General features: G+C 58.9%; 15 protein-coding genes and 1 tRNA gene. 9 read left to right on the forward strand and 7 right to left on the reverse strand.

Annotated elements, in window-relative coordinates; genetic code table 11:
• Positions 1–201: 201 nt before the first annotated feature.
• The 5 genes from Q1A00_RS15610 to rny form a co-directional block, all read right to left on the reverse strand.
• Complete coding sequence (locus tag Q1A00_RS15610; RefSeq protein WP_298405709.1) at positions 202–1,233, reverse strand: LacI family DNA-binding transcriptional regulator; 1,032 nt, start codon at positions 1,231–1,233, stop codon at positions 202–204.
• A 327-nt stretch (positions 1,234–1,560) separates the two neighbouring features.
• Complete coding sequence (locus tag Q1A00_RS15615) at positions 1,561–2,262, reverse strand: PolC-type DNA polymerase III (RefSeq protein WP_298405708.1); 702 nt, start codon at positions 2,260–2,262, stop codon at positions 1,561–1,563.
• Positions 2,263–2,281: 19 nt separating this feature from the next.
• Complete coding sequence (locus Q1A00_RS15620; protein WP_298490364.1) at positions 2,282–4,123, reverse strand: DUF294 nucleotidyltransferase-like domain-containing protein; 1,842 nt, start codon at positions 4,121–4,123, stop codon at positions 2,282–2,284.
• Between the two features lie 81 nt (positions 4,124–4,204).
• Positions 4,205–4,537, reverse strand: a complete 333-nt coding sequence (locus Q1A00_RS15625; RefSeq protein WP_366144854.1) for a stage V sporulation protein S — start codon at positions 4,535–4,537, stop codon at positions 4,205–4,207.
• A gap of 192 nt (positions 4,538–4,729) precedes the next feature.
• Positions 4,730–6,262: a ribonuclease Y gene (gene rny / locus Q1A00_RS15630; RefSeq protein ID WP_066790078.1), complete on the reverse strand. Its 1,533-nt coding sequence runs from the start codon at positions 6,260–6,262 to the stop codon at positions 4,730–4,732.
• Between the two features lie 274 nt (positions 6,263–6,536).
• Here rny and Q1A00_RS15635 point away from each other — a divergent pair, with 274 nt between their 5' ends.
• Both Q1A00_RS15635 and rimI read left to right on the forward strand, forming a co-directional pair.
• On the forward strand, positions 6,537–7,361 hold the full coding sequence (locus Q1A00_RS15635; protein WP_298405703.1) for a hypothetical protein: 825 nt from the start codon (positions 6,537–6,539) through the stop codon (positions 7,359–7,361).
• Between the two features lie 51 nt (positions 7,362–7,412).
• Positions 7,413–8,054, forward strand: coding sequence for a ribosomal protein S18-alanine N-acetyltransferase (gene rimI, locus Q1A00_RS15640; protein ID WP_298405749.1), 642 nt, complete (start codon positions 7,413–7,415; stop codon positions 8,052–8,054).
• Here rimI and Q1A00_RS15645 read toward each other — a convergent pair.
• Entirely contained in the window at positions 8,009–9,073 is a 1,065-nt protein-coding gene (locus Q1A00_RS15645; protein ID WP_298405700.1) for a radical SAM protein, read from the reverse strand. The genes rimI and Q1A00_RS15645 overlap by 46 nt on opposite strands.
• A gap of 9 nt (positions 9,074–9,082) precedes the next feature.
• Positions 9,083–9,871: an inositol monophosphatase family protein gene (locus Q1A00_RS15650; protein WP_366917432.1), complete on the reverse strand. Its 789-nt coding sequence runs from the start codon at positions 9,869–9,871 to the stop codon at positions 9,083–9,085.
• 224 nt (positions 9,872–10,095) lie between these two features.
• Here Q1A00_RS15650 and Q1A00_RS15655 point away from each other — a divergent pair, with 224 nt between their 5' ends.
• From Q1A00_RS15655 to Q1A00_RS15685, 7 genes are all read left to right on the forward strand, one after another.
• The gene (locus tag Q1A00_RS15655) at positions 10,096–11,073 is read left to right on the forward strand and encodes a glycosyltransferase family 2 protein (protein WP_298405696.1); all 978 of its coding nucleotides are present in this window, start codon (positions 10,096–10,098) and stop codon (positions 11,071–11,073) included.
• Positions 11,074–11,385: 312 nt separating this feature from the next.
• Complete coding sequence (locus Q1A00_RS15660) at positions 11,386–13,302, forward strand: NYN domain-containing protein (protein WP_299757716.1); 1,917 nt, start codon at positions 11,386–11,388, stop codon at positions 13,300–13,302.
• On the forward strand, positions 13,295–13,969 hold the full coding sequence (locus Q1A00_RS15665) for a phosphoribosylanthranilate isomerase (RefSeq protein ID WP_298404682.1): 675 nt from the start codon (positions 13,295–13,297) through the stop codon (positions 13,967–13,969). The genes Q1A00_RS15660 and Q1A00_RS15665 overlap by 8 nt, the downstream gene beginning before the upstream one ends.
• Positions 13,970–14,230: 261 nt before the next feature.
• Positions 14,231–16,159 (forward strand): metallophosphoesterase, encoded by a 1,929-nt coding sequence (locus tag Q1A00_RS15670; RefSeq protein WP_299757719.1) that lies wholly within the window; start codon positions 14,231–14,233, stop codon positions 16,157–16,159.
• Positions 16,160–16,515: 356 nt separating this feature from the next.
• On the forward strand, positions 16,516–17,706 hold the full coding sequence (trpB, locus tag Q1A00_RS15675) for a tryptophan synthase subunit beta (RefSeq protein ID WP_298404676.1): 1,191 nt from the start codon (positions 16,516–16,518) through the stop codon (positions 17,704–17,706).
• Positions 17,707–17,918: 212 nt separating this feature from the next.
• Positions 17,919–18,833 (forward strand): diacylglycerol kinase family protein, encoded by a 915-nt coding sequence (locus Q1A00_RS15680; RefSeq protein ID WP_298404673.1) that lies wholly within the window; start codon positions 17,919–17,921, stop codon positions 18,831–18,833.
• A 248-nt stretch (positions 18,834–19,081) separates the two neighbouring features.
• A tRNA-Sec gene (locus Q1A00_RS15685) sits at positions 19,082–19,176 on the forward strand.
• Positions 19,177–19,244 lie beyond the last annotated feature (68 nt).

A 19,244-nucleotide genomic window follows, 5' to 3' on the forward strand; every position in this document is an offset into this window, starting at 1 on the left:
TGCCGAACCACCACACGCGGCCAACACAAAGCTGACCACGACCATCAATGAAACAAACAAGGTCAATCGCGAACGATGCATTGTTTCGGCTCCTTCCACTGGATACTAGTCACCATTGACAATGTTATGAAGAACGGCAAATGGGATATATACGCCTCCTTTCTAACGCGTTGCTATGCTGCGCCAAACAACTGGCAGCAACTAAATTGACGCCCGTTCAACCAGCGGGCAGGGAAGGTAATGCTGTGTTGGTGGTACATTCTCGCCAGCAGGCGAGGCTTGCAACAACTCAACCGCACGCCGACCCATCTCGTAGTGGGGTAATGCAATCGTTGTCAGCGGTGGATAAAGTTGCGCAGCGATCAATTCAAGGTTATCGAAACCGATCACTGCCACATCCTGCGGTATCCGCAAGCCCAGTCGTTTGATGGCATCGTAAACACCCATCGCCATCTTGTCGTTAAAGCAGAAGATCGCCGTCGGCCGATCTTCACGCTCGAGCAAAGCGAATGCGACGGCAAAGGCATCGTGAGCGTTGGAATGGCAACTCCGCACTAACGTTGGATCAAACGGCAAGCCATAATTGGCAAGTGCCTGCCGATAACCTTCCAAGCGCCCAAACAGTGCCGGCATCGGGATCACCTCGTTGATAAAAGCGATCCGATAGTGGCCACGTTGAATGAGCGCTTCGGTAGCGGTATAGCCCCCCTGCACCTCATCAGGAATGATCGCTGGCAATGAACGGTCGGCAACAAAACAATTGACAAGTATTACCGGTACCGATTGCAGCTCAGGTGGAGGGACAACTTCGTGATGGTACATAGTCGCATACATCAACCCCTCCACTCGCCGTTCCAACATGAAACGCAATGCCGTTTGCTCAATATCACATTGGCCACTTGTATTCACCACTAATAACATCTGTTGCCCTACCCATGCGGCTTCTTGCGCTCCAAGGATTATGCGTACCGCATACGGCGAGGTAACAACTTCGTCAGAGATTAACCCCAATGTTTGTGAATGGCGTGTCCGTAAGCTACGCGCCATTGCATTGGGCCGCCAGCCAAGAGCATGAACCGCAGCCCAGACGCGATCGCGCGTCTCTTGACTGATGGCAGCACTCGCGACGTTGTTGACCACAAACGATACCGTTGTCTGTGAGACACCGGCCAACCGGGCAACATCGTACATTGACGGTAGTCGGTTGCGTTTTGTGCGAGTGATCTCGTCCATTACGTGTTTCTAGTCTAGTAACATGAATTACTAATTCGATTTATCAACGAAGACAGTCGTACCGTGCCCGTCAAGAGAATACATGGCTTATCGGTATGATATCAGACTTGTCAATAGTTCGGGAAGGATCATGAGATTGCAGGGATACATGACACCGTTACAACTAGGAAACAGAAGCCTCATAAGGTGACAAGGTTTGATGTGACATGCACTGTTGACGTTCTGATTCCCAGCTTTGCGCAAATAAAGTCGCTATCGGTAGCGAGCAGTGGCGACGCACAGCTATGCACCGCTATACTCGCTTTGTTCCCCTCAGACAGCCACTCCTCACACCCCCCCGGCCCGGATCAACCCGGCCAAATTATTACGTCCCTGATCGGCCAGCAAAGTTGCTTGGGCAATAAACAACTGCGCAGTAGTCACTGCGTCGTTGAGGGCATTGTGCTGGGCATAGATCGGCAACCCCAGCGCGCTTACCAACCCGCGCAACTCAACCGCTGGCGCCGGCATATCACGCGACTGTTCACCGAGCCACTGCGCATTCAGGTGCAGGGTCATCGCCAAACGGGCCGTATCAAGGATGGGCCGGCGCAAACGGCCACCAAACGGTTTGAGCGCCGCGTTGATAAAGCGCACATCAATTTCGGCCACATGCACCACCAACACCCGCCCGGCAATCCGCTGCAACAACTCGGCGAGCACCGCTTCGGGTGGCGGTGCATCGCGCAACTCTTCCGGGGTGAGGTGATGAACGCGAATGCTCTCAACGCTCGGCTCGCGATCAGATGGCGGGCGAATGAGCGAATACCACGTCTGTTTCAGCAAGACGCGCCCATTCTCAACATTGACGGCGCCAATCGCAATCAGCGCATCGTGACGCGGATCGAGGCCGGTGGTTTCGACATCGATCACCGTATAGGGCACTTCCCGCCACGGCAAGCGCCGGTCAGGTTCGGGGAAGGCTTCGTAGGCCCGCACAAAATCGGCGGGAGGCGTGCGCTGAAAGAGGCGTGACCAAAGCGAAAGCATAGTCTCTCCCGTGCAAGCGTCACGCCAACCGATCGGTCTGGAACACGAGCGCCACCCCGCGCTGCACCGAGGCAATCGCCTGCAATGACTCTTTGATCTCGCGCCGTTCGCGCGGGCCAAGCTGGTGGAAATTGACGAGATTATCTGGGGTTAAGCCATTGGCAATCTGCTGCTGCTGATGCTGCAAACGCAACATCGAGAGCAGTTCAAACGCGCTAATCAGATTATCACCGTCTTCGCGGCTCAACACACCAGCGGCCATCGCCGCGCGCAAGCGCGCGATCGTATTGGTCTCGTTACTGCGCGCTTCCAGCCCAAACAGACGGGCAATATCAACCACCATTGCCGTGCCGCGCAGCTTCAGATCGAGCAGATCGCGCTGCTCACCGCGCCGTTCGAGCGCCACTTGGCGGAAGAAGGTGAGCGGCGCAGGTTGGCGAAGGGCGGCGCGGGCAAGGCGGGCCATAAAGATGCGATGTTCGGCGGCGTGTTGGGTAATCGTGCGCAGGATCGGCTCAGCCGGCAAGGCGCCATAGACTTGGCGGTAATCGAAAAAGATCGCCGTGCGCAGCAACGACTCCTCATCGGGCACTTCGATCCAGCGCCGGAAGTAGCGTTGCCAGACCGACAGCGGCTGGCGCCATTCGGGATTGGTAGCCATCACATCGCCGGGGCAACGGGGGAAACCGCACTCAACCAGCCAACCTACCACCAATTCGGCCAACCGTTCAAAATAGTGCATCACTTCAGGCGAGGCTTCATCATCATACACCAGCGCATTATCTTGATCGGTGCGCAGGGTCTGCTCATAGCGACCTTCCGAACCGAGCACCAGCCATGCGTAAGGTGCGGGGGGCGGCCCCAATTCGGCCTCAGCATCGTGCAGCAACCGTTGCAACAAGGCATCGTGGGCAACGGCCACCACGCGGCCAATATCGCTGACACGAGCGCCGGCAGCCATCAACGTATTAACCGCATCAGCCACCTGATCGGTATAACGGCGCAGATCGGCCAGCGAGGTCGCTCGTTGCAACAGACGCGGCAAAAAGAGCGGACTATTGCTCTGGCGACGCAAGATATCGGTATGCGTCACCAAGCCGATCACGCGATCGTGATCAACCAACGGCAAATGGTGAATACCGCGCTCGAGCATAAGCAATAAGCCCTCGAAGGCCAGCGCATCAGCCGAGATAGTCGTCGCCGGCGCGCTCATCACCTGCCGCACCAACGTCGTATCAGGCAAGCCTTCGGCCAGCACGCGATTGCGCAGATCGCGGTCGGTAATAATGCCGGGCGGAGACTGATCAACAATCAATGACGAAATCCGTTCGGCGCGCATCAAGCGCGCGGCATCCCCCACCGTGGCATCGGCGCTGATAAACACCGGCGGGCGAGCGATCAAATCGCGCAGGCGGGTTTGAAACAGAGCCGGGTTCGATTCAGCTTGGCGGGACTGGATCGCATGCCCCAGCCGTTCGATCACCGAGGCGGCAAAAAAGGCGGCGAACTGTGGCTGTTCGGCGCGCAAGCGATGAAAAATCGCCCCCGGCAACAAGTAGAGCAGCGTATCGGTATGGGCACGCACCGTCACCAACGGCGGCTGGCCGCGGATGAGGGATGGATGGCCGAAGGCTTCACCGGGACCGAGCGTATCGACCACCTGATCGCCGCTGCGCAGCAGATCGACCGAACCCTTACACACAATATACAGAAACTGGGCCGGCTCGCCGCCACGGGTGAGGATAGTCTGGCCAGCGCGGACGAACTCAATCTGCAACTCACCGGCAATCTGGTGAACGACGTGATCGGGCAGGCGATCAAACGGGGGGTAAGAGCGCAAAAAGCGGGCGATCTCGTCCATACCGATATGCTCATTGATACAATGCGAGGCATCTCCGGAGGAGGAGATGCCTCGCCAGCGACGACGGAACTACACAGGAGGCTACCGGCGTTCGATCAAGAGACGAATAGCTGTGCGTTCCTCGTCATCGATCGCGACATCGATAAACGACGGAATGCAAACAATATCGATCCCCTCCTCGCTCAGATAGGCGCGGGCAATAGCGACGGCCTTAATTGCCTGATTGGTCGCGCCAGCGCCAATCGACTGCACTTCAGCCGAACCATTCTCGCGCATAACACCGGCAATCGCGCCGGCAACGGCACTCGGCCGCGAGCGGGTCGAGACCTTAAGGACCTCGGCACTGCGCTGCTGACGAGCGGGAACGGCGTTGCTATCACCGACAGCCCGCTCTAGCGGCTGGGCGTTGCTCATAGCTTCCTCCTGTTGGTGAAGGGTAGATAGACGGCTCGCATCATCGGGCGGAGTTGCCAGGCTCATACCGGCGCAGCCTCCTCGTGTAAAAGAACCCTGATAGCCGACAACCGATGCGTGAGACAATTGTACCACACGGCATCGTGATTAGCAGACCAAATGGCAAGAATTTTTCGCCATTTGGCCTGTAGACTACCGCGCATAATCCACTGCGCGGGTTTCGCGAATAATCGTGACTTTGATTTGGCCCGGATACTGTAAACTCTCCTCAATTTTCTTAGCCACATTCCGCGCCAAATGGATACTAGCCAGATCATCAATCTGATCGGGTTGGACCATCACGCGCACCTCACGGCCGGCCTGCACCGCAAACGCGCGTTGCACACCGGGAAACGAAGTTGCAACCGTCTCTAGCGCTTCGAGGCGCTTAATATACAGATCAAGCGTCTCGCGTCGGGCGCCGGGGCGCGCGCCCGAAATGGCATCAGCCGCGATCACCAAAAACGCTTCGACGGTTTGCGGTTCTTCATCGTAGTGATGCGCAGCAATCGCGTGGACAATCGCCGGCGAACGGCCCAACCGGCGGGCAATTTCAGCACCGATCAGAGCGTGAGGGCCTTGCACTTCGTGATCGACCGCCTTACCAATATCGTGCAAGAGCGCCGCCGTTTTGGCAATATTCACATTAGCCCCTAATTCAGCCGCCATATGCGCGGCCAACAGTGCGCATTCCAATGAATGCTGCAAGACATTTTGGCCATAGCTGGTGCGATACTTCAACCGACCTAGCAGCTTGATCAGATCAGGGTGCAACCCTTGCACATTCGCTTCGTAGGCTACGCGCTCACCCTCTTCACGCATAATCTGCTCGATCTCAAGCTGCGTTTTGTGAACCACCTCCTCGATACGTGACGGATGGATGCGACCATCCTTTAATAACTTCAGCAACGCCACCCGTGCCACCTCACGGCGCACCGGATCGTGGCACGAGAGCGTTACCGCTTCAGGGGTATCATCAACAATAATATCAACCCCGGTGATCTGCTCAAACGCGCGGATATTTCGCCCTTCGCGGCCAATAATGCGTCCCTTCAGCTCTTCGCTGGGCAGATTCACCGTTGAGACGGTCATTTCCGCAACGTAATCGCTCGCGCAGCGCTGAATCGCTAAGCCGATAATCTTGCGGGCAATCTTATCGGCCTCTTCTTTTGTTTGCTGTTCGAGTTCGCGGATGCGGCGAGCGGCATCTTCGCGCGTTTCGCGTTCAACCTCGGCCAAAATAATCGACCGCGCTTCATCGCGCGACAACTGCGAAATGCGCTCGAGCTCTTGCGCCTGCTGACGCTTGAGCCGTTCCGCTTCTTGCGCCAGTTGTTCGATTTGGCGCTCGCGTTGCTGGATCAATCGCTCGCGTCGCTCGATCCCTTCGAGTTTGCGATCGATATTTTCCTCTTTCCGTTGCAGCCGCTCTTCTTGCTTTTGCAGACTTTGGCGCGACTCGCGCAACTCAGCCTCGGCCTCGTTACGCAACCGCAACGCCTCATCTTTGGCTTGCAAGAGAATTTCTTTTTGCTGGGATCGCGCCTCTTCGATCAAGAGCCGCGCCTCAGCAGCTTTGCGTTGCACTAGTGAGCTGACCCCATTGTTCGCCCACCAAATGCCTATGCCGGCGCCGCCGGCCAACCCTGCAAGCAGGGCGACGACGGCCCAGAGTAGCTCTGTCACGGTATCCTCCTATGCAGTTGTTAATGTGCATGGCGCCGAAGAATATATGCTCACCGGCGATATGCGAATAGAATATTGTAACTATGGATCATCAATCCATTAGATAATCATCATCATACTGATCGATACCCTTGCTGTCAAGACTTTTGCCGCGAGTCAATGAGTTGAAGAGCGGTATTGCATCTGCTATAATCGACCAAGGTACTAAAGCGCGCACCCTTGTTGTTGCGCGTCCGCTGTATTGTACGCACCATCCTGAGGAGGATGAAACTGCATGCTTCGTTCATTATGGCGAGCCACGTTGCTCTTGCTTATCCTTGGCCTAAGTTTGTTGGCGCTGGCGACCTGCGCTAATCAACCAACGCTGGGAACGCCATTGTTCGTACAGCAATTGACTGCGCAACCGAGCAATTATACCGGGCGTGAGGTGACGGTTGACGGGGCATACGTGTGGCGACCGGGCGATCCGTCGCTGTCGGTGCTGGCAGTGGGGGTCAGCACGCTTGACAATGGTCTCGATGCGCAGCCGATCGGCGAAGCGATTTGGCTGGAAGGCTTTCCGGCGGACGTGACTGAACATCTGCACCGGCCGGGTGATGCAGTATACGGTTTTGTGCGTGTGCGTGGTCGTTTCGAGGCGAATGGCAACTATGGCCCCGGCGGCGCGTACCGCTTCTTGTTAACCGTCAGCAGCGCCGAACCGATCGAGCGCATTCGCCGCGTCGAGCAACGATTAACCGACCGTCCGCTCGGCGCCGATAAAGTGTCGTTTTTTGAACTACTGCGCAATCCGCAGCAATATCAGGGGCAACGGATCACGACGCAAGCGTACTATTTCTGGAATTCGATCATCTATGTGCTGGCCGAGGGCATCTCAACCGAAGAAGACGGTTCCAGCCCGCAGCCGGTCGGCGGTGCGATCTGGGTCGAGCAGTTTCCACCTGATCAGTCGGCGCTGCTAACAGTTGGGCCGAATAACAGTTTCGTATGGGGGCTGGTGGAAGTGACCGGCACCTTCCAGACCGGCGGCGGCTTTGGAAAGGACGGCGCCTACCAGAGCATCTTTTTCGTCGAATCGGCCCGGCCCGTGCAACCGTGAGAACATTTATCACACAGCGAGGCGAGGGGGGTGTATTACTTCATCGAGCCGATGCGCGAAGATGACATCCCGGCTGTGCAAGTGATCGAACGGCAGAGCCAGATGACGCCGTGGTCGGCACAGACGTACCGGCGCGAGATCCAGAACCGGCAAGTATGCCGCTATGTGGTCGCCCGCGCCGATACGCGCCCGCCAAACGGCGCACCGCCGCAACCCGATTATCCGTTATTGACACGCATGTTGCAACGACTTGGCCTGATTGGGCCATCGCCGGAACAACGCGCCCCGATCGTGGGTTACGGCGGCATCTGGCTGAATGAGACGAGCGGCCACATTACCACCATCGCCGTCGCCCCACCACACCGCCAGCGCGGCGTCGGCGAGCTGATCCTCAACGCCCTTATCGATGGCGCATATGAATTAAATGCGCAATACCTCTCGCTGGAAGTGCGGGTGAGCAATCTGACTGCCCAGCGCCTCTACCTCAAATACGGCTTTCGACCAGTCGGCCAGCGCGCCCATTACTATATCGACAATCAGGAAGACGCGCTGGTAATGTGGACAGATCCAATCACAACTAGCAGCTACAAAGAGCGTTTGCGGGAGTTGCGCCGCCGGTTATACGAACGCCTACGCCAGCAGGCCGATCAGGTCGTTGCCGATAATCCCAGCAGCGGCTCCAGCGTTGGGTAAAGCGGGCTTTGGCGAAGGTCGGCGGCGCGGAACCGACCACGATAAACAGCATCGGCCAATTCGCGATGAAGCTGGGACAGCCGGTCGCGGCCCTGCACGCGATCGCGAAACGCAGCATGGCGCAAGAGTAATGCCGCTTCGTTGCGCGGTGAGAGTTTGCCGGCAAAGATGCGGTGCGGCGCGCGTGACGCCAACCCCACCTCATCACAACGGGCTAAGAGTTCGCGGTCGCGATCTTGCCGGTAGAACGGGTTGACCGTCGCTTGATCGCGGTACATGTCGCGATAATAGCGCGGCGGGTACGAGCCGAGCTGGCTGAGCAAGACATTGATCCGGTGACGGTGGCGTTCGTTCGGAATATGCAGGTAATCCCAGACGACGAAATCAACGCCGGCTTCGGCGCAGGCTTGCAACACCCGGCGGAGATTGAGGTTGCTGTCGTTGATATAGGGCATAATTGGCAAAAGCGCCACACCGACCGGAATACCTGCCCGTTTCAGCTCGGCAATCATCTCAAGCCGTAACTGCGGCGACGGCGCGCGCCCCTCAAGGCGGACGGCGAGGTGCTGATCGAGCGTGAGCAGAGTTGTGACCACGATTGCCAAACTCTGCTCGTTGATTTTCTGCAACAGAGCGCGATCTTCCAACACCAGCGGGCTTTTGGTCATCACCAAACACGGCTGACCGTGTTCGGCAAACAGTTGCAATACTTGCCGGGTGATACGGTAGGTCTGTTCGGCAGGCTGATACGGATCACTCAGCGCACTTATCGCAATCAGATCACCGCGATCAATCGCCGGCAGCGCCGCTGCAAGCCGCTGCGGTAGATCAATCGGAATAGCAATTGTCTCGTTGAGCGGACGTTCGCTATACACCCAGCTATCGCAGTAGGGGCACCCCAGCTCGCAGCCGGTATAGATGCTCATCGTATAGGCCGAGAGGAAGTACTCGTTGATGAGTGAGCGGCGCGCGCTGAGCGGCGGCAGGTTAGGAGCAAGTTCACGTTGATAGTATGCCATAGGCAGATCTTACCCATTGGTACGGTTGCGGCGAGCGGCGGCCAGCGCGGCGAGCAGTTCGGCATGAATAAGGCCGTTAGTAGCGACGATCCGATCGTTGCTGAGCGGGCGCCAAGCCTCGCCTTGCCAGCCGGTGACCGTCGCGCCGGCTTCGAGCGCGATCAAACCGCCAGCGGCGACATCCCACGGCTTAAGACCCAGTTCCCAGTGGCCATCGGTGCGGCCAGCCGCGACGGCGCAGAGATCGAGCGCCGCCGAACCGGGCCGGCGAATGTCTTGCACCAGCATCGCCAGATAGGTCATTTCGGCTAGATTGTTGTCGGGTTGTTCAAAGCGATCATAAGGCAAGCCACTGCTGAGCAGACTGCGGGCCAGCGCCGAGGTCTGCGAGACGCGCAAGCGGCGGCCATTGAGGAAGGCACCGTGACCACGCTCGGCGTAGAAGAGTTCGTTGCGCATCGGATCGTAGACAACGCCGAGCAGCGGTTCGTTGTAGGCGAGCAGGGCAATCGAGACGGCAAAGATAGGCAGGCCATGGAGAAAGTTGAGGGTGCCGTCGAGCGGGTCAATGAGCCACGTGTAGGGCGAGGACATACTGACGCCGCTGCCCTCTTCGGCGATGATGGCATGGTCGGGGTAACGGGAACGGATGGCGCCGACGATCAGGGCTTCGCTGGCCCGATCGACTTCGGTGACGACATCGGCGTGTTGTTTTGGTTCGTAGCTGATATCACGTTCAGCCCCGGCGCGGATCAGCGCGCCGGCGCGATAGGCGAGTTCGATAGCGAAATCGAGCATCATAGATGGCAGCCCTATTGATGGTACAGTAGCAAACACCGTCTTCATTGTAATACCAAAATGCAAAGGCACCGTAGAGCCGGACGGCTGGCCGGCTCCACAGAGGGCGTAAAGGAATATGAGGTTTGGGAACGGTATTCCGACCCACTGCACCTACCCCGTTGGGAGAAAGGGGTAAAGCGAGACTTGCAAATTTGGCGGGGCGAGGCTACAATCGGCCCGCTATGGAACACACCTTGTCGCCGATTGGCGTTGTCGTCGTTTCGTATAATACCGCTCCCTTATTGCAGCGCTGTTTAGCGTCGTTGCAGGCATGCACGTTGCCGCTGCGGATTGTCGTGGTGGATAACGGCTCGCGGGATGAGAGCGTTGCTCTTGTGCGGCGTGAGTTTCCGGCGGTGACGGTGCGGGAACGGCTCGACAATCCCGGTTATGCAGCCGCGTGCAATGAAGGAATAAACTTGCTGGCAGATAGCTGCGAGGCGATGTTGGTGCTCAACCCTGACACCGAGGTATTGCCGGGGGCGATTGAGGCGCTGGTCGCGTTCTTGGCCGCTCACCCGCGGGTTGGGGTCGTGGGGCCGCGACTGCTCAACCCTGATCGCACGTTGCAACGGGCGGCGTTTCGCTTCCCCGATCTGATCACGACAGCGCTCGATCTCTTTCCGCCGGGCGAAGTGTTGCCCGGACGGTTGTACGACTCGTGGTGGCATGGGCGCTACCCGGCTGAACTTGGCACTGAACCCTTCCCAATCGATTATCCGTTAGGAGCGTGCATGCTGGTGCGCAGTAGTACGATCGCTGAAGTGGGCGGTATGGACGAAGGCTACTTCATGTACTGTGAAGAGATCGATTGGTGCCGGCGGATCAAGCAGGCGGGATGGGCGATTTGGCAGGTACCGGCGGCTCAGGTGATCCACGTGGGCGGGGCAGCGACCGGCCAATTCCACTGGCGGATGCAGGTGGCGCTTTGGCGGGCGCGGGCGCGCTATATGGTCAAGTTCGCATCGCCGGCAATGCAGCGCGCATACCACCTGCTTGTCATGGTAGGCATGATCCGGCTGATAGGCAAGGCATGGTTGGCCCACCTCAGCGGCCAGTGTGATCGTGATACGCTGCGCAGCCATATGCTGGCCTACAGCCTGATTCTCGGTGAAGCCGGCAGATTCGCGCCGATACCGGTTGCGCAGGTGACGCGCTGATGCTATAGTAGCAGTAAGAGCAGGCGCTGTCTGGCGGGATAGCCCCTTCTCGAAAGCCATAGCGTGAAATTCTTTCGCGATTCAAGCCAAACCTTGTGAGGTTGGTTCGCGTGAACATACCGGCGCATTGCTCCACAACTCGCAATGATCATCGCCGCAACGCAACGTATGCCGATGCTGCTCAGGGTGAACAAGCCATTGGCTGCTGGTCTTTGCGGTAGGATTATCACCTTGTGTCTTGCGTGAGCTGGCGCCGATGCATGCTCCGCGCTCCGCCCTCTCCTACACGCAACAGGAGCAGATCAGACAACGATGTACGACCAAAAGCGACCTGATGTCGCGGTCTTCATCGACTTCGAGAACATTTATGTGAGCGTGCGCGACAAGCTCAACGCTACCCCCAACTTCGAAGCGATCATGGACCGCTGCAACGATCTCGGCCGCGTCGTGATTTCACGCGCCTACGCCGACTGGTACCGGTACCCTCGCATCACCAGCGCACTTTACGCCAACGCCATCGAACCGATCTACGTAGCTACCTACTATTACGACAAAGATGCCGGACGCACCGGGCGCGCGATCAAGAACAGCGTCGATATGAATCTATGCATCGACGCGATGAAAACGCTCTTTCTCCATCCAAACGTCGGCCGATTTGTGCTCGTCACTGGCGACCGTGACTTCATTCCACTGGTGCATAGCATTCGCCAACAAGGCAAAGAGGTCTACATTATCGGCATCGGCGGCGCAGCCAGCACCCATCTCGCCCAAAGCGCCGACGAGTTTGTGTTCTACGAGCAGTTGATTGGCCGCCAGCCGAACGCGAGCGTCGCCGCCACGGCGATTGCCGGCCGGGCCACTGAATTGAACCGGGCGATTGAAGCGGCTGAGATAGCAGCCGCGCCGATTGCGCCCGCCGCGCCGATTGCACCGGTAGTGCCAGTAACGCCGCCACCTGCCGAGCCGGACATCTACGAGGTGCTGGTGCAGGCGATCCATCTGGCCCGTAAACGCGGGTATGTCACCACACTCGGCTCGCTCAAGATGCTGATGAAAGAGCTGATGGGAGGCGATTTCAAAGAGAGCCGGTACCGCGATCTGAATGGACGTCCCTACACCAAATTCAAAGATCTGGTAATGGACGCGGAACAGCGCGGGAAGGTGCAGATTTTCACCAAAGGTTCGGTGAACGAGGTCTTCTTGCCGGGTGAAGATCCACTCAAGCTGTCGCGGTTTGCGCCGTTGCTGACCGAGGAATTGCCGCCGGAGCCGGTGGTGCTTGATCCGCCGGTAGGGAGCAACGGCGAGGTGCAACTGGCTGAAATCAGCCCAGTAGTGATTGAAGAGGCGAAAGTCGCGGTAGCGGAGCCTCTGGTAACTGCTGCGCCGAATGGCAACCGCCGCCGTCGCCGCCGATCGCGGCGCAACAATCGCAACCGCGATGAGGCGCTGACTGTCAATAGTGTGATTGACGCTAGTGACGAAGATGAAGAAGCAGCGGATGAGCCAGAGTATAACCCGCCGCAGCTTGACGAACCTCTGCCAGCTATCGAAGCACTGCCGGCGCTAGCCGAACTGCCGATAATAGAGGAGCTGCCAGTACCAGATGCGCTGCCAGCGATCGAGGAGCTGCTCGCACCGGTTGAGTTGCCGGCGGTTAAGGAACTGCCAGTGCCGGTTACCCCAGCAGAATCGGCGGTCAGCAGCGAATCGCCGGCCAAGCCAAGCCGGAGCCGCCGCCGGCGGTCACGCAAAGCTACGGCTGAGAGCGAGACGATCCCGACTGAGGAAGTAGTTACCGCCGAGCCGGTCGCCGCCGAGCCAATCGCCGCCGAGCTAGTCGCCGCCGAGCCAATCGCCGCCGAGCCAATCGCCGCCGAGCCAATCGCCGCCGAGCCAGTCGCCGCCGAGCCAATCGCCGCCGAGCCAATCGCCGCCGAGCCAGTCGCCGCCGAGCCAATCGCCGATGGCAGCGCCGGCCACGTTGACCTGACGCTCGAATTCAGCGCCGAAGAGTGGGAACTATTCCGCAACACGGTGCAAGCGCTTGGCAAACCGGCCACCTTCCAGCAATTGTTGAGCGCATTGCAAGCGGCGCGCAAGCAGCATAGCATGCCGCGCACAACCGAAGAGAACCGCACGATGCTCAAGCAAGCCATTCATCACGGCATACTTGAGCGCACCACCCGGAATCGCCGCGTCTATTACACCCTAAAGACGAGTGAGTAGGCTGATCAAAATTTGTGGTCTGCGCACGATCGATCTGGCGCTGGCAGCCGCCACTGCCGGCGCCGATCTGATCGGGCTAGTGTTGGCGCCGAGCCGCCGGCAGGTGACAGTGGCGGAAGCGCAAGCGATTGCGGCGGCGGTGCGAGCCTTGCCGCCGCCGCGTCCGTTGATTGTGGGATTGTTCGTAAACGAAACGGCTGATGTGATCGGCCAGATCGCTCTTGCGGCGGGGTTAGAAGCGATTCAATTGAGCGGCGATGAGCCGGCTGATTTTCCCAACCAAACCGGGCTACCGCTGCTGAAGGCCATCCGCATGACTGGCGACGCGAACGAAACGGCATGGCTGGCGCGGATCGCAGCGGCGGGGCCGGTGACTGCCCCCGGTTTGCCAACGTTAACAGCACTGATAGACGCGCACGTTGCCGGGGCTTATGGCGGCACCGGCCAGCGAGCCAATTGGGAGCGGGCAGCACAATTGGCCCGGCGCGTGCCAACGTTCTTAGCAGGGGGGTTGACGCCGGATAATGTGGCGCAGGCGATTGCGGCAGTCGATCCGTTGGGGGTGGATGTCAGCAGCGGCGTGGAGCGGGATGGGCAGAAGGACGTCGGATTAATGGCGGCGTTTGTGCGCGCCGCGCGAGGGTGGGGAGTAAAGAGTGGGGAGTAGGGCGTAGAGAGTGGGTTGCAGATACGGGGAGCGAGGGAGTCGGAGCGGGAAGTGCTACCTACGCTCCTATAGCCGGTACGGTTTCAGCGCGCAGCACGCCATCAGCGCCCCGTAACCGCTCCGCTATCCCGGTACAGGGTGGGTCTGGCACTGCAATCTGAATCACTCGACCCAATGCGCGGCAGGATTATCTGCACCCATGCATTGCACAAGCTGGAATGATGGTAAGCGGCGCGCGCAGCAACGGCATAGGTATAGAGCATGCGGATACAACCACACAACCCATCCCCCCGTCCTACAAGACCGCGCGCCTTTACCACGAGATATGCGCGCCGGATCGTCATCTGGCTGCTTACGCTGCTGATTCGGTTCACTATTGCGGTTGTGCTCCTGTTGACCTTACGCTGGATCGTGCTGCGCTTCCGGCGGGTGCGCATCCGGCCCACCCCTTACGCCACACCGCCGATCGGGCCAGAGGCGATTGACACCAAACGCCGGCGAATTGTGCTCAGTGATTTGCATTTGGGCGGCGGCGACCGACGCGATGATTTTTGCGATGATGAAGTATTGATTGCCTTTCTCGAACATTACGTCGCGCACGAACCAACCGAACTCATTCTCGCCGGCGACACGTTTGAGTTTTTGCAGATCAGTTTGCCCGACGTGGCCGATGATGAATGGTCGCAACGGGCTGCTGTCCGGCGCTTGCAAGCGATCATTGCCGCGCATGCCGGCGTATTTGCTGCTCTACGCCGGTTTGCGCAGCAAGCTGGCAACCAACTGACAATCTTAATCGGCAACCACGACTTTGAACTACACTACCCAGCGGCCAAAGAGGTCTTGCGACAAACGCTGGGCCTACCGCCGGATGATCCGCGGCTGCGGTTTGGGATCAGCTATCACGGCGGCGGCGTCTATATCGTGCATGGAAACCAATTTGACCGCTGGAACCGCTTCGTCAATTTTGCCAGCATCAGCGAACCGTTTGAGGTCGTACGCGGCACCCAGTTGGTCAAAGAGGTCATCAACGAACTCGAAGAAGACCCCTTCCCGCTCGCGCCACTGGTTGACAACATCAAACCATCATCGGCGTTTTTTTGGTACTTGATCAGCTTGCAACGGTTGCGCGATCCGGCGGCGCGGCGGTTTGTCACCCGCGGCGTGATCGGCTTTTTGCAAGTCACGGCGTGGGCGCCGCCGCACCATCTGTCAAGCGAACCGGACGAATGGTTGCAACGGTCGCCGTTGATCGTGCTGTGGCCACCGATTGCGGCTTTGCGCCGGCGACGGGTGGCACGCCATCAAGCGATTGCGCGCCAGTTTGGGGCGGCTGCCGAAGCGGTGGGTGATCTGCCAGAGATGGTTGATCAGGTGCGTGATGAAGCGCGCCGGCAAGCCAGCCGCGAAGTGGCCACCTTCAACGACGAGATTGCGCGCGACATTGCACGGCTGGCCTGCCAGCCAGCCTACCGCGACGACCGACTGTTTGTGTGCGGGCATACTCACGTGGCGCGGGTGATCGATCTCGGCAATGGCCGTCGCTACATCAATGTCGGTACGTGGACTGATGTAGTATTTGATGTGGAGACGATGCGGCGACCGCGCCAACGCTACCCATTTCTCGAAATCAGCAACGGCAGTGACGGCGCGCCGCACGGACGGCTGTTGGTCTGGTATGGGCCAGATCAGCCGCCACAACCGTGGTACGACGAGGAACCGCCGCGGCAGCGACGGCAAAGTCGTGTACAATATAGGCGCAAAGGAAACGGTGTAACAGCGCAAGCACGAAGTCGCGAAGACCATTCACAACGAGGGTACTACGTTAAGCAGGAGGGAACCATGAAACATGTGTTACGCATTCTCGGCATTGCAGCAGTGGTAGGGCTGGCAATTGCCATCTTCCGCGCCGTGCGCCAATATCAGGAGGACAGTGTGTTTGACCTGACTCCGGCGACGAATACCAATACGGCGAACAATAGTGGGCAGCGTGGGAGCATTAGCCCTGAACTGCTCAGTATGTTGGCCGATCCCGGCGACAAGGGGCCGGTTGAGCTGATGGTGGATGCGAACGGCAAGGAGTGGCTAGTGAACCGGCGCAACGGCTACCGCTACCCGATTGAAGACGGCATTCCGATCATGCTGCTCGAAGAGGGTGAGAAAAACAAAGACGAGAGCCTGATCCAGAAGTAAGGGCAGGCAAAGGCGCCGGGAGGGTTTCACGCCAAGGTGCGAAGAACGCGAAGCACGCAGAGGGTTTCACGCCAAGGTGCGAAGAACACTCAGAATGCAAAGTTTTGTTGTGGGGGCGTACACAGGCTGTAGGCTGCCTTGCAGGGTTCGGCGCGTGGTTGGCTTGGCTAACATTCCTTCCCCCTCCTCCGCTGGAGCAGGGGGATAGAACGCTAAAAGCACGAAGATTTGTTATAGTTGCGCAGCGCGCGAGTAGCACCCCTTTTCAAATCCTCAGTGACCTTTGCACTCTTTGCGTCCTTGCGTCAGGTTTGATTGCGCCCTTTGCGGCTTGGCTTCGACTAGAAAGTGTGGCTATGCAGGACGTGGTTTCGCGACCGGGGAGATTCGGCCCGTATGGTGGGCGATACGTGCCCGAAACGCTGATGCCGGCGGTCACAGCGCTGGAAGAGGCATACGAGGTGGCGAAGGCCGACCCGTCGTTTTGGGAGGAGTTAGCGCTGCTGCACCGCACCTACACCGGCAGACCGACGCCATTGACGTTTGCGGCGCGGCTGACCGCCCACTGCGGCGGGGCGCAGATCTACCTCAAGCGCGAGGATTTGGCTCACACTGGCGCGCATAAGATCAACAATGCGCTGGGACAGGGGTTGCTGGCGAAGCGCATGGGTAAGCGGCGGGTGATCGCCGAGACCGGCGCTGGCCAGCACGGCGTGGCGACAGCGACGGTCTGTGCGCTGCTTGGGCTTGAGTGCGTGGTGTATATGGGGGTGGATGACATGGCCCGCCAGCGGCCCAATGTCTTCCGCATGCGTTTGCTGGGGGCCGAGGTGCGCGGCGTAACCAGCGGTTCGCGCACGCTGAAAGATGCGATTAACGAAGCGATGCGCGATTGGGTGACCAATCCCGATAGCTATTATCTGCTGGGATCGGCGTTGGGGCCGCACCCCTACCCAACGATGGTACGCGACTTCCAGCGCGTGATCGGTGTAGAAGCCCGCGAACAAATCCTCGCTGCAACGGGCCGGTTGCCGGATGTGGTGGTGGCCTGCGTCGGCGGTGGCTCGAACGCGATCGGTATCTTTCACCCTTTCCTTGACGATCACGAAGTAGCACTGCGCGGCGTTGAGGCTGGCGGCAGAGGTAAGGGGCTTGGCGAGCATGCGGCCCGCTTTCGCGCTGCGACCCCCGGTGTGTTGCAGGGCACCTATTCGTATGTGTTGCAGGATGAAGCCGGCCAGATTGCGCTGACCCACTCGGTAAGCGCCGGGTTGGATTATGCCAGCATTGGCCCCGAGCATGCATGGCTGCACGATAGCGGACGAGCAACGTACACCGCTGCTAGTGATGAGGAAGCGCTAGCTGCGTTCCAGTTGTTAGCGAAGCTAGAAGGGATCATTCCTGCCTTGGAGAGCGCCCATGCGGTAGCGGAGGCGATCCGGCTTGCACCCACAATGCGGCCCGACCAGATTATTTTGATCAACCTATCGGGACGCGGCGACAAAGATATCTTCACCGTCGCCGATCTGTTGGGGGTCGATATCTAGAGGCGCAGAGGGAGCAAAAAACGCAAAGGCGCAGAGTTCGCACAGGACGCTGAAGATGTGAAGGCGAAGGCTATCAGTGCGCTTAAGTAGCCAAACCATCACAAATCTTTGCGACCTTCGCGTCCTTTACGTTAAAAAATCCTTTGCGTTACCGGCATCTTTTGCGTCTTTGTGTTGGTAGAGACGGACGGTCGTCTCTACAGGGTGTACGTATGACAACGACGGTCATCTTGAATCCGGCGGCGGGGCGCGGGTTGGCGGGCCGGCGACGGGGCGCAATTGAAGCCGAATTGCGTAAGCACGAGATTGAGTATGAAATCGTCACCACCCACGCTCGCGGCGGTGCGACTGAGCTGGCGATACAAGCTATGAATCGGGGTGCAAACCGGTTGGTAGCAGTAGGTGGCGACGGTACGATCAATGAGGTGGTCAACGGGATTATGGATAGCCGCAAAGGCGGGCAGGTTGCTCTAGGCATTATCCCGCTTGGCACCGGCAGCGACTTCGTGAAATCACTGCCCGGCCTGCGTCTCGGCGATATTGCCGGCGCGGTGCAACGGCTGGCCAATAACCGCACGCAGGCGATTGATGTGGGCCGGATTCGGGTGGAAGCGGGCCGGTTGCAGCTTACCCGCTGTTTTATCAACGGCTTGGGCATGGGTCTCGATGCAGCGGTGGCAGTCGAGAGCCTTAAGATTAAGCGGTTGCGCGGCTTCGCGGTGTACTTGATCTCAGTATTCAAGGCGCTGGCCACGTACCGGCCCGGCCCGATGACGGTGCGTTTCGATGGGCAACGGGTCAGCCGCCAGCTTTTTTTTGCTAGCGTCGGCAATGGGCGTTGCCAAGGCGGCGGTTTCTGGATGACACCGGAGGCGAAGCTGGATGATGGTCTGCTCGATTTGTGTATCGTAGATACAATGCCGATCTCGCGCGCGCTGCGCAAGATTCCGTTGCTGATCCGCGGGGTGCATACCAACGAGCCGGAGGTGACGATGGCCCGCGCGCGGCGGATTGAGGTGACGTGCCCGACGCCGATCCCGGTGGCGACCGATGGCGAAGTGATTGCGACGGCGGCGCAGCGGGTCGAGGTGGAGGTGTTGCCGCGAGCAGTGCGATTGGTGGTGTGAAAGGCGCAGAGAGGGCAGAGGCGCGCAGAGTCTAAACGCAAAGACGCTAAGATCGCAAAGAACGAGAAGGAATTTAATGGTGGGGGCTACCAGCGCGCTTGTACCCAATCACTAAAAAACCTTTGCGTCTTTGCGTCATTCCCTCTGTGCCCCGTGGCGTTCTGCTTGCGTTATCCCCTCTGCACCTTTGCCCACCTTGCGTCTCCATCTTATTGACAAGCGGCTACCATCGCACTACAATCGCCGGCGAGAGCGCATGTAGCCCGGTGGCTGCCGCGGTCTTCAAAACCGTTGGGCGGAGTGACGAACTGCGCCGGTGGGTTCGACTCCCACGCGCTCTCGCTGGGGCTACAACATCTCACAAAGATAACATGATATGCCGTCATCACGTGCAGTATGCGTGGGAACCTG

This window comes from uncultured Chloroflexus sp., from assembly GCF_938091255.1.
Taxonomy (GTDB): domain Bacteria; phylum Chloroflexota; class Chloroflexia; order Chloroflexales; family Chloroflexaceae; genus Chloroflexus.

What these genes read in the sequence shown, in the direction of transcription:
- Q1A00_RS15610 (WP_298405709.1), bottom strand. Translation starts at nt 1,233, where the DNA reads ATGGACGAGATCACTCGCACAAAACGCAACCGACTACCGTCAATGTAC.
- Q1A00_RS15615 (WP_298405708.1), bottom strand. Translation starts at nt 2,262, where the DNA reads ATGCTTTCGCTTTGGTCACGCCTCTTTCAGCGCACGCCTCCCGCCGAT.
- Q1A00_RS15620 (WP_298490364.1), bottom strand. Translation starts at nt 4,123, where the DNA reads ATGGACGAGATCGCCCGCTTTTTGCGCTCTTACCCCCCGTTTGATCGC.
- Q1A00_RS15625 (WP_366144854.1), bottom strand. Translation starts at nt 4,537, where the DNA reads ATGAGCAACGCCCAGCCGCTAGAGCGGGCTGTCGGTGATAGCAACGCC.
- Q1A00_RS15635 (WP_298405703.1), top strand. Translation starts at nt 6,537, where the DNA reads ATGCTTCGTTCATTATGGCGAGCCACGTTGCTCTTGCTTATCCTTGGC.
- rimI (WP_298405749.1), top strand. Translation starts at nt 7,413, where the DNA reads ATGCGCGAAGATGACATCCCGGCTGTGCAAGTGATCGAACGGCAGAGC.
- Q1A00_RS15645 (WP_298405700.1), bottom strand. Translation starts at nt 9,073, where the DNA reads ATGGCATACTATCAACGTGAACTTGCTCCTAACCTGCCGCCGCTCAGC.
- Q1A00_RS15650 (WP_366917432.1), bottom strand. Translation starts at nt 9,871, where the DNA reads ATGCTCGATTTCGCTATCGAACTCGCCTATCGCGCCGGCGCGCTGATC.
- Q1A00_RS15655 (WP_298405696.1), top strand. Translation starts at nt 10,096, where the DNA reads ATGGAACACACCTTGTCGCCGATTGGCGTTGTCGTCGTTTCGTATAAT.
- Q1A00_RS15660 (WP_299757716.1), top strand. Translation starts at nt 11,386, where the DNA reads ATGTACGACCAAAAGCGACCTGATGTCGCGGTCTTCATCGACTTCGAG.
- Q1A00_RS15670 (WP_299757719.1), top strand. Translation starts at nt 14,231, where the DNA reads ATGCGGATACAACCACACAACCCATCCCCCCGTCCTACAAGACCGCGC.
- trpB (WP_298404676.1), top strand. Translation starts at nt 16,516, where the DNA reads ATGCAGGACGTGGTTTCGCGACCGGGGAGATTCGGCCCGTATGGTGGG.
- Q1A00_RS15680 (WP_298404673.1), top strand. Translation starts at nt 17,919, where the DNA reads ATGACAACGACGGTCATCTTGAATCCGGCGGCGGGGCGCGGGTTGGCG.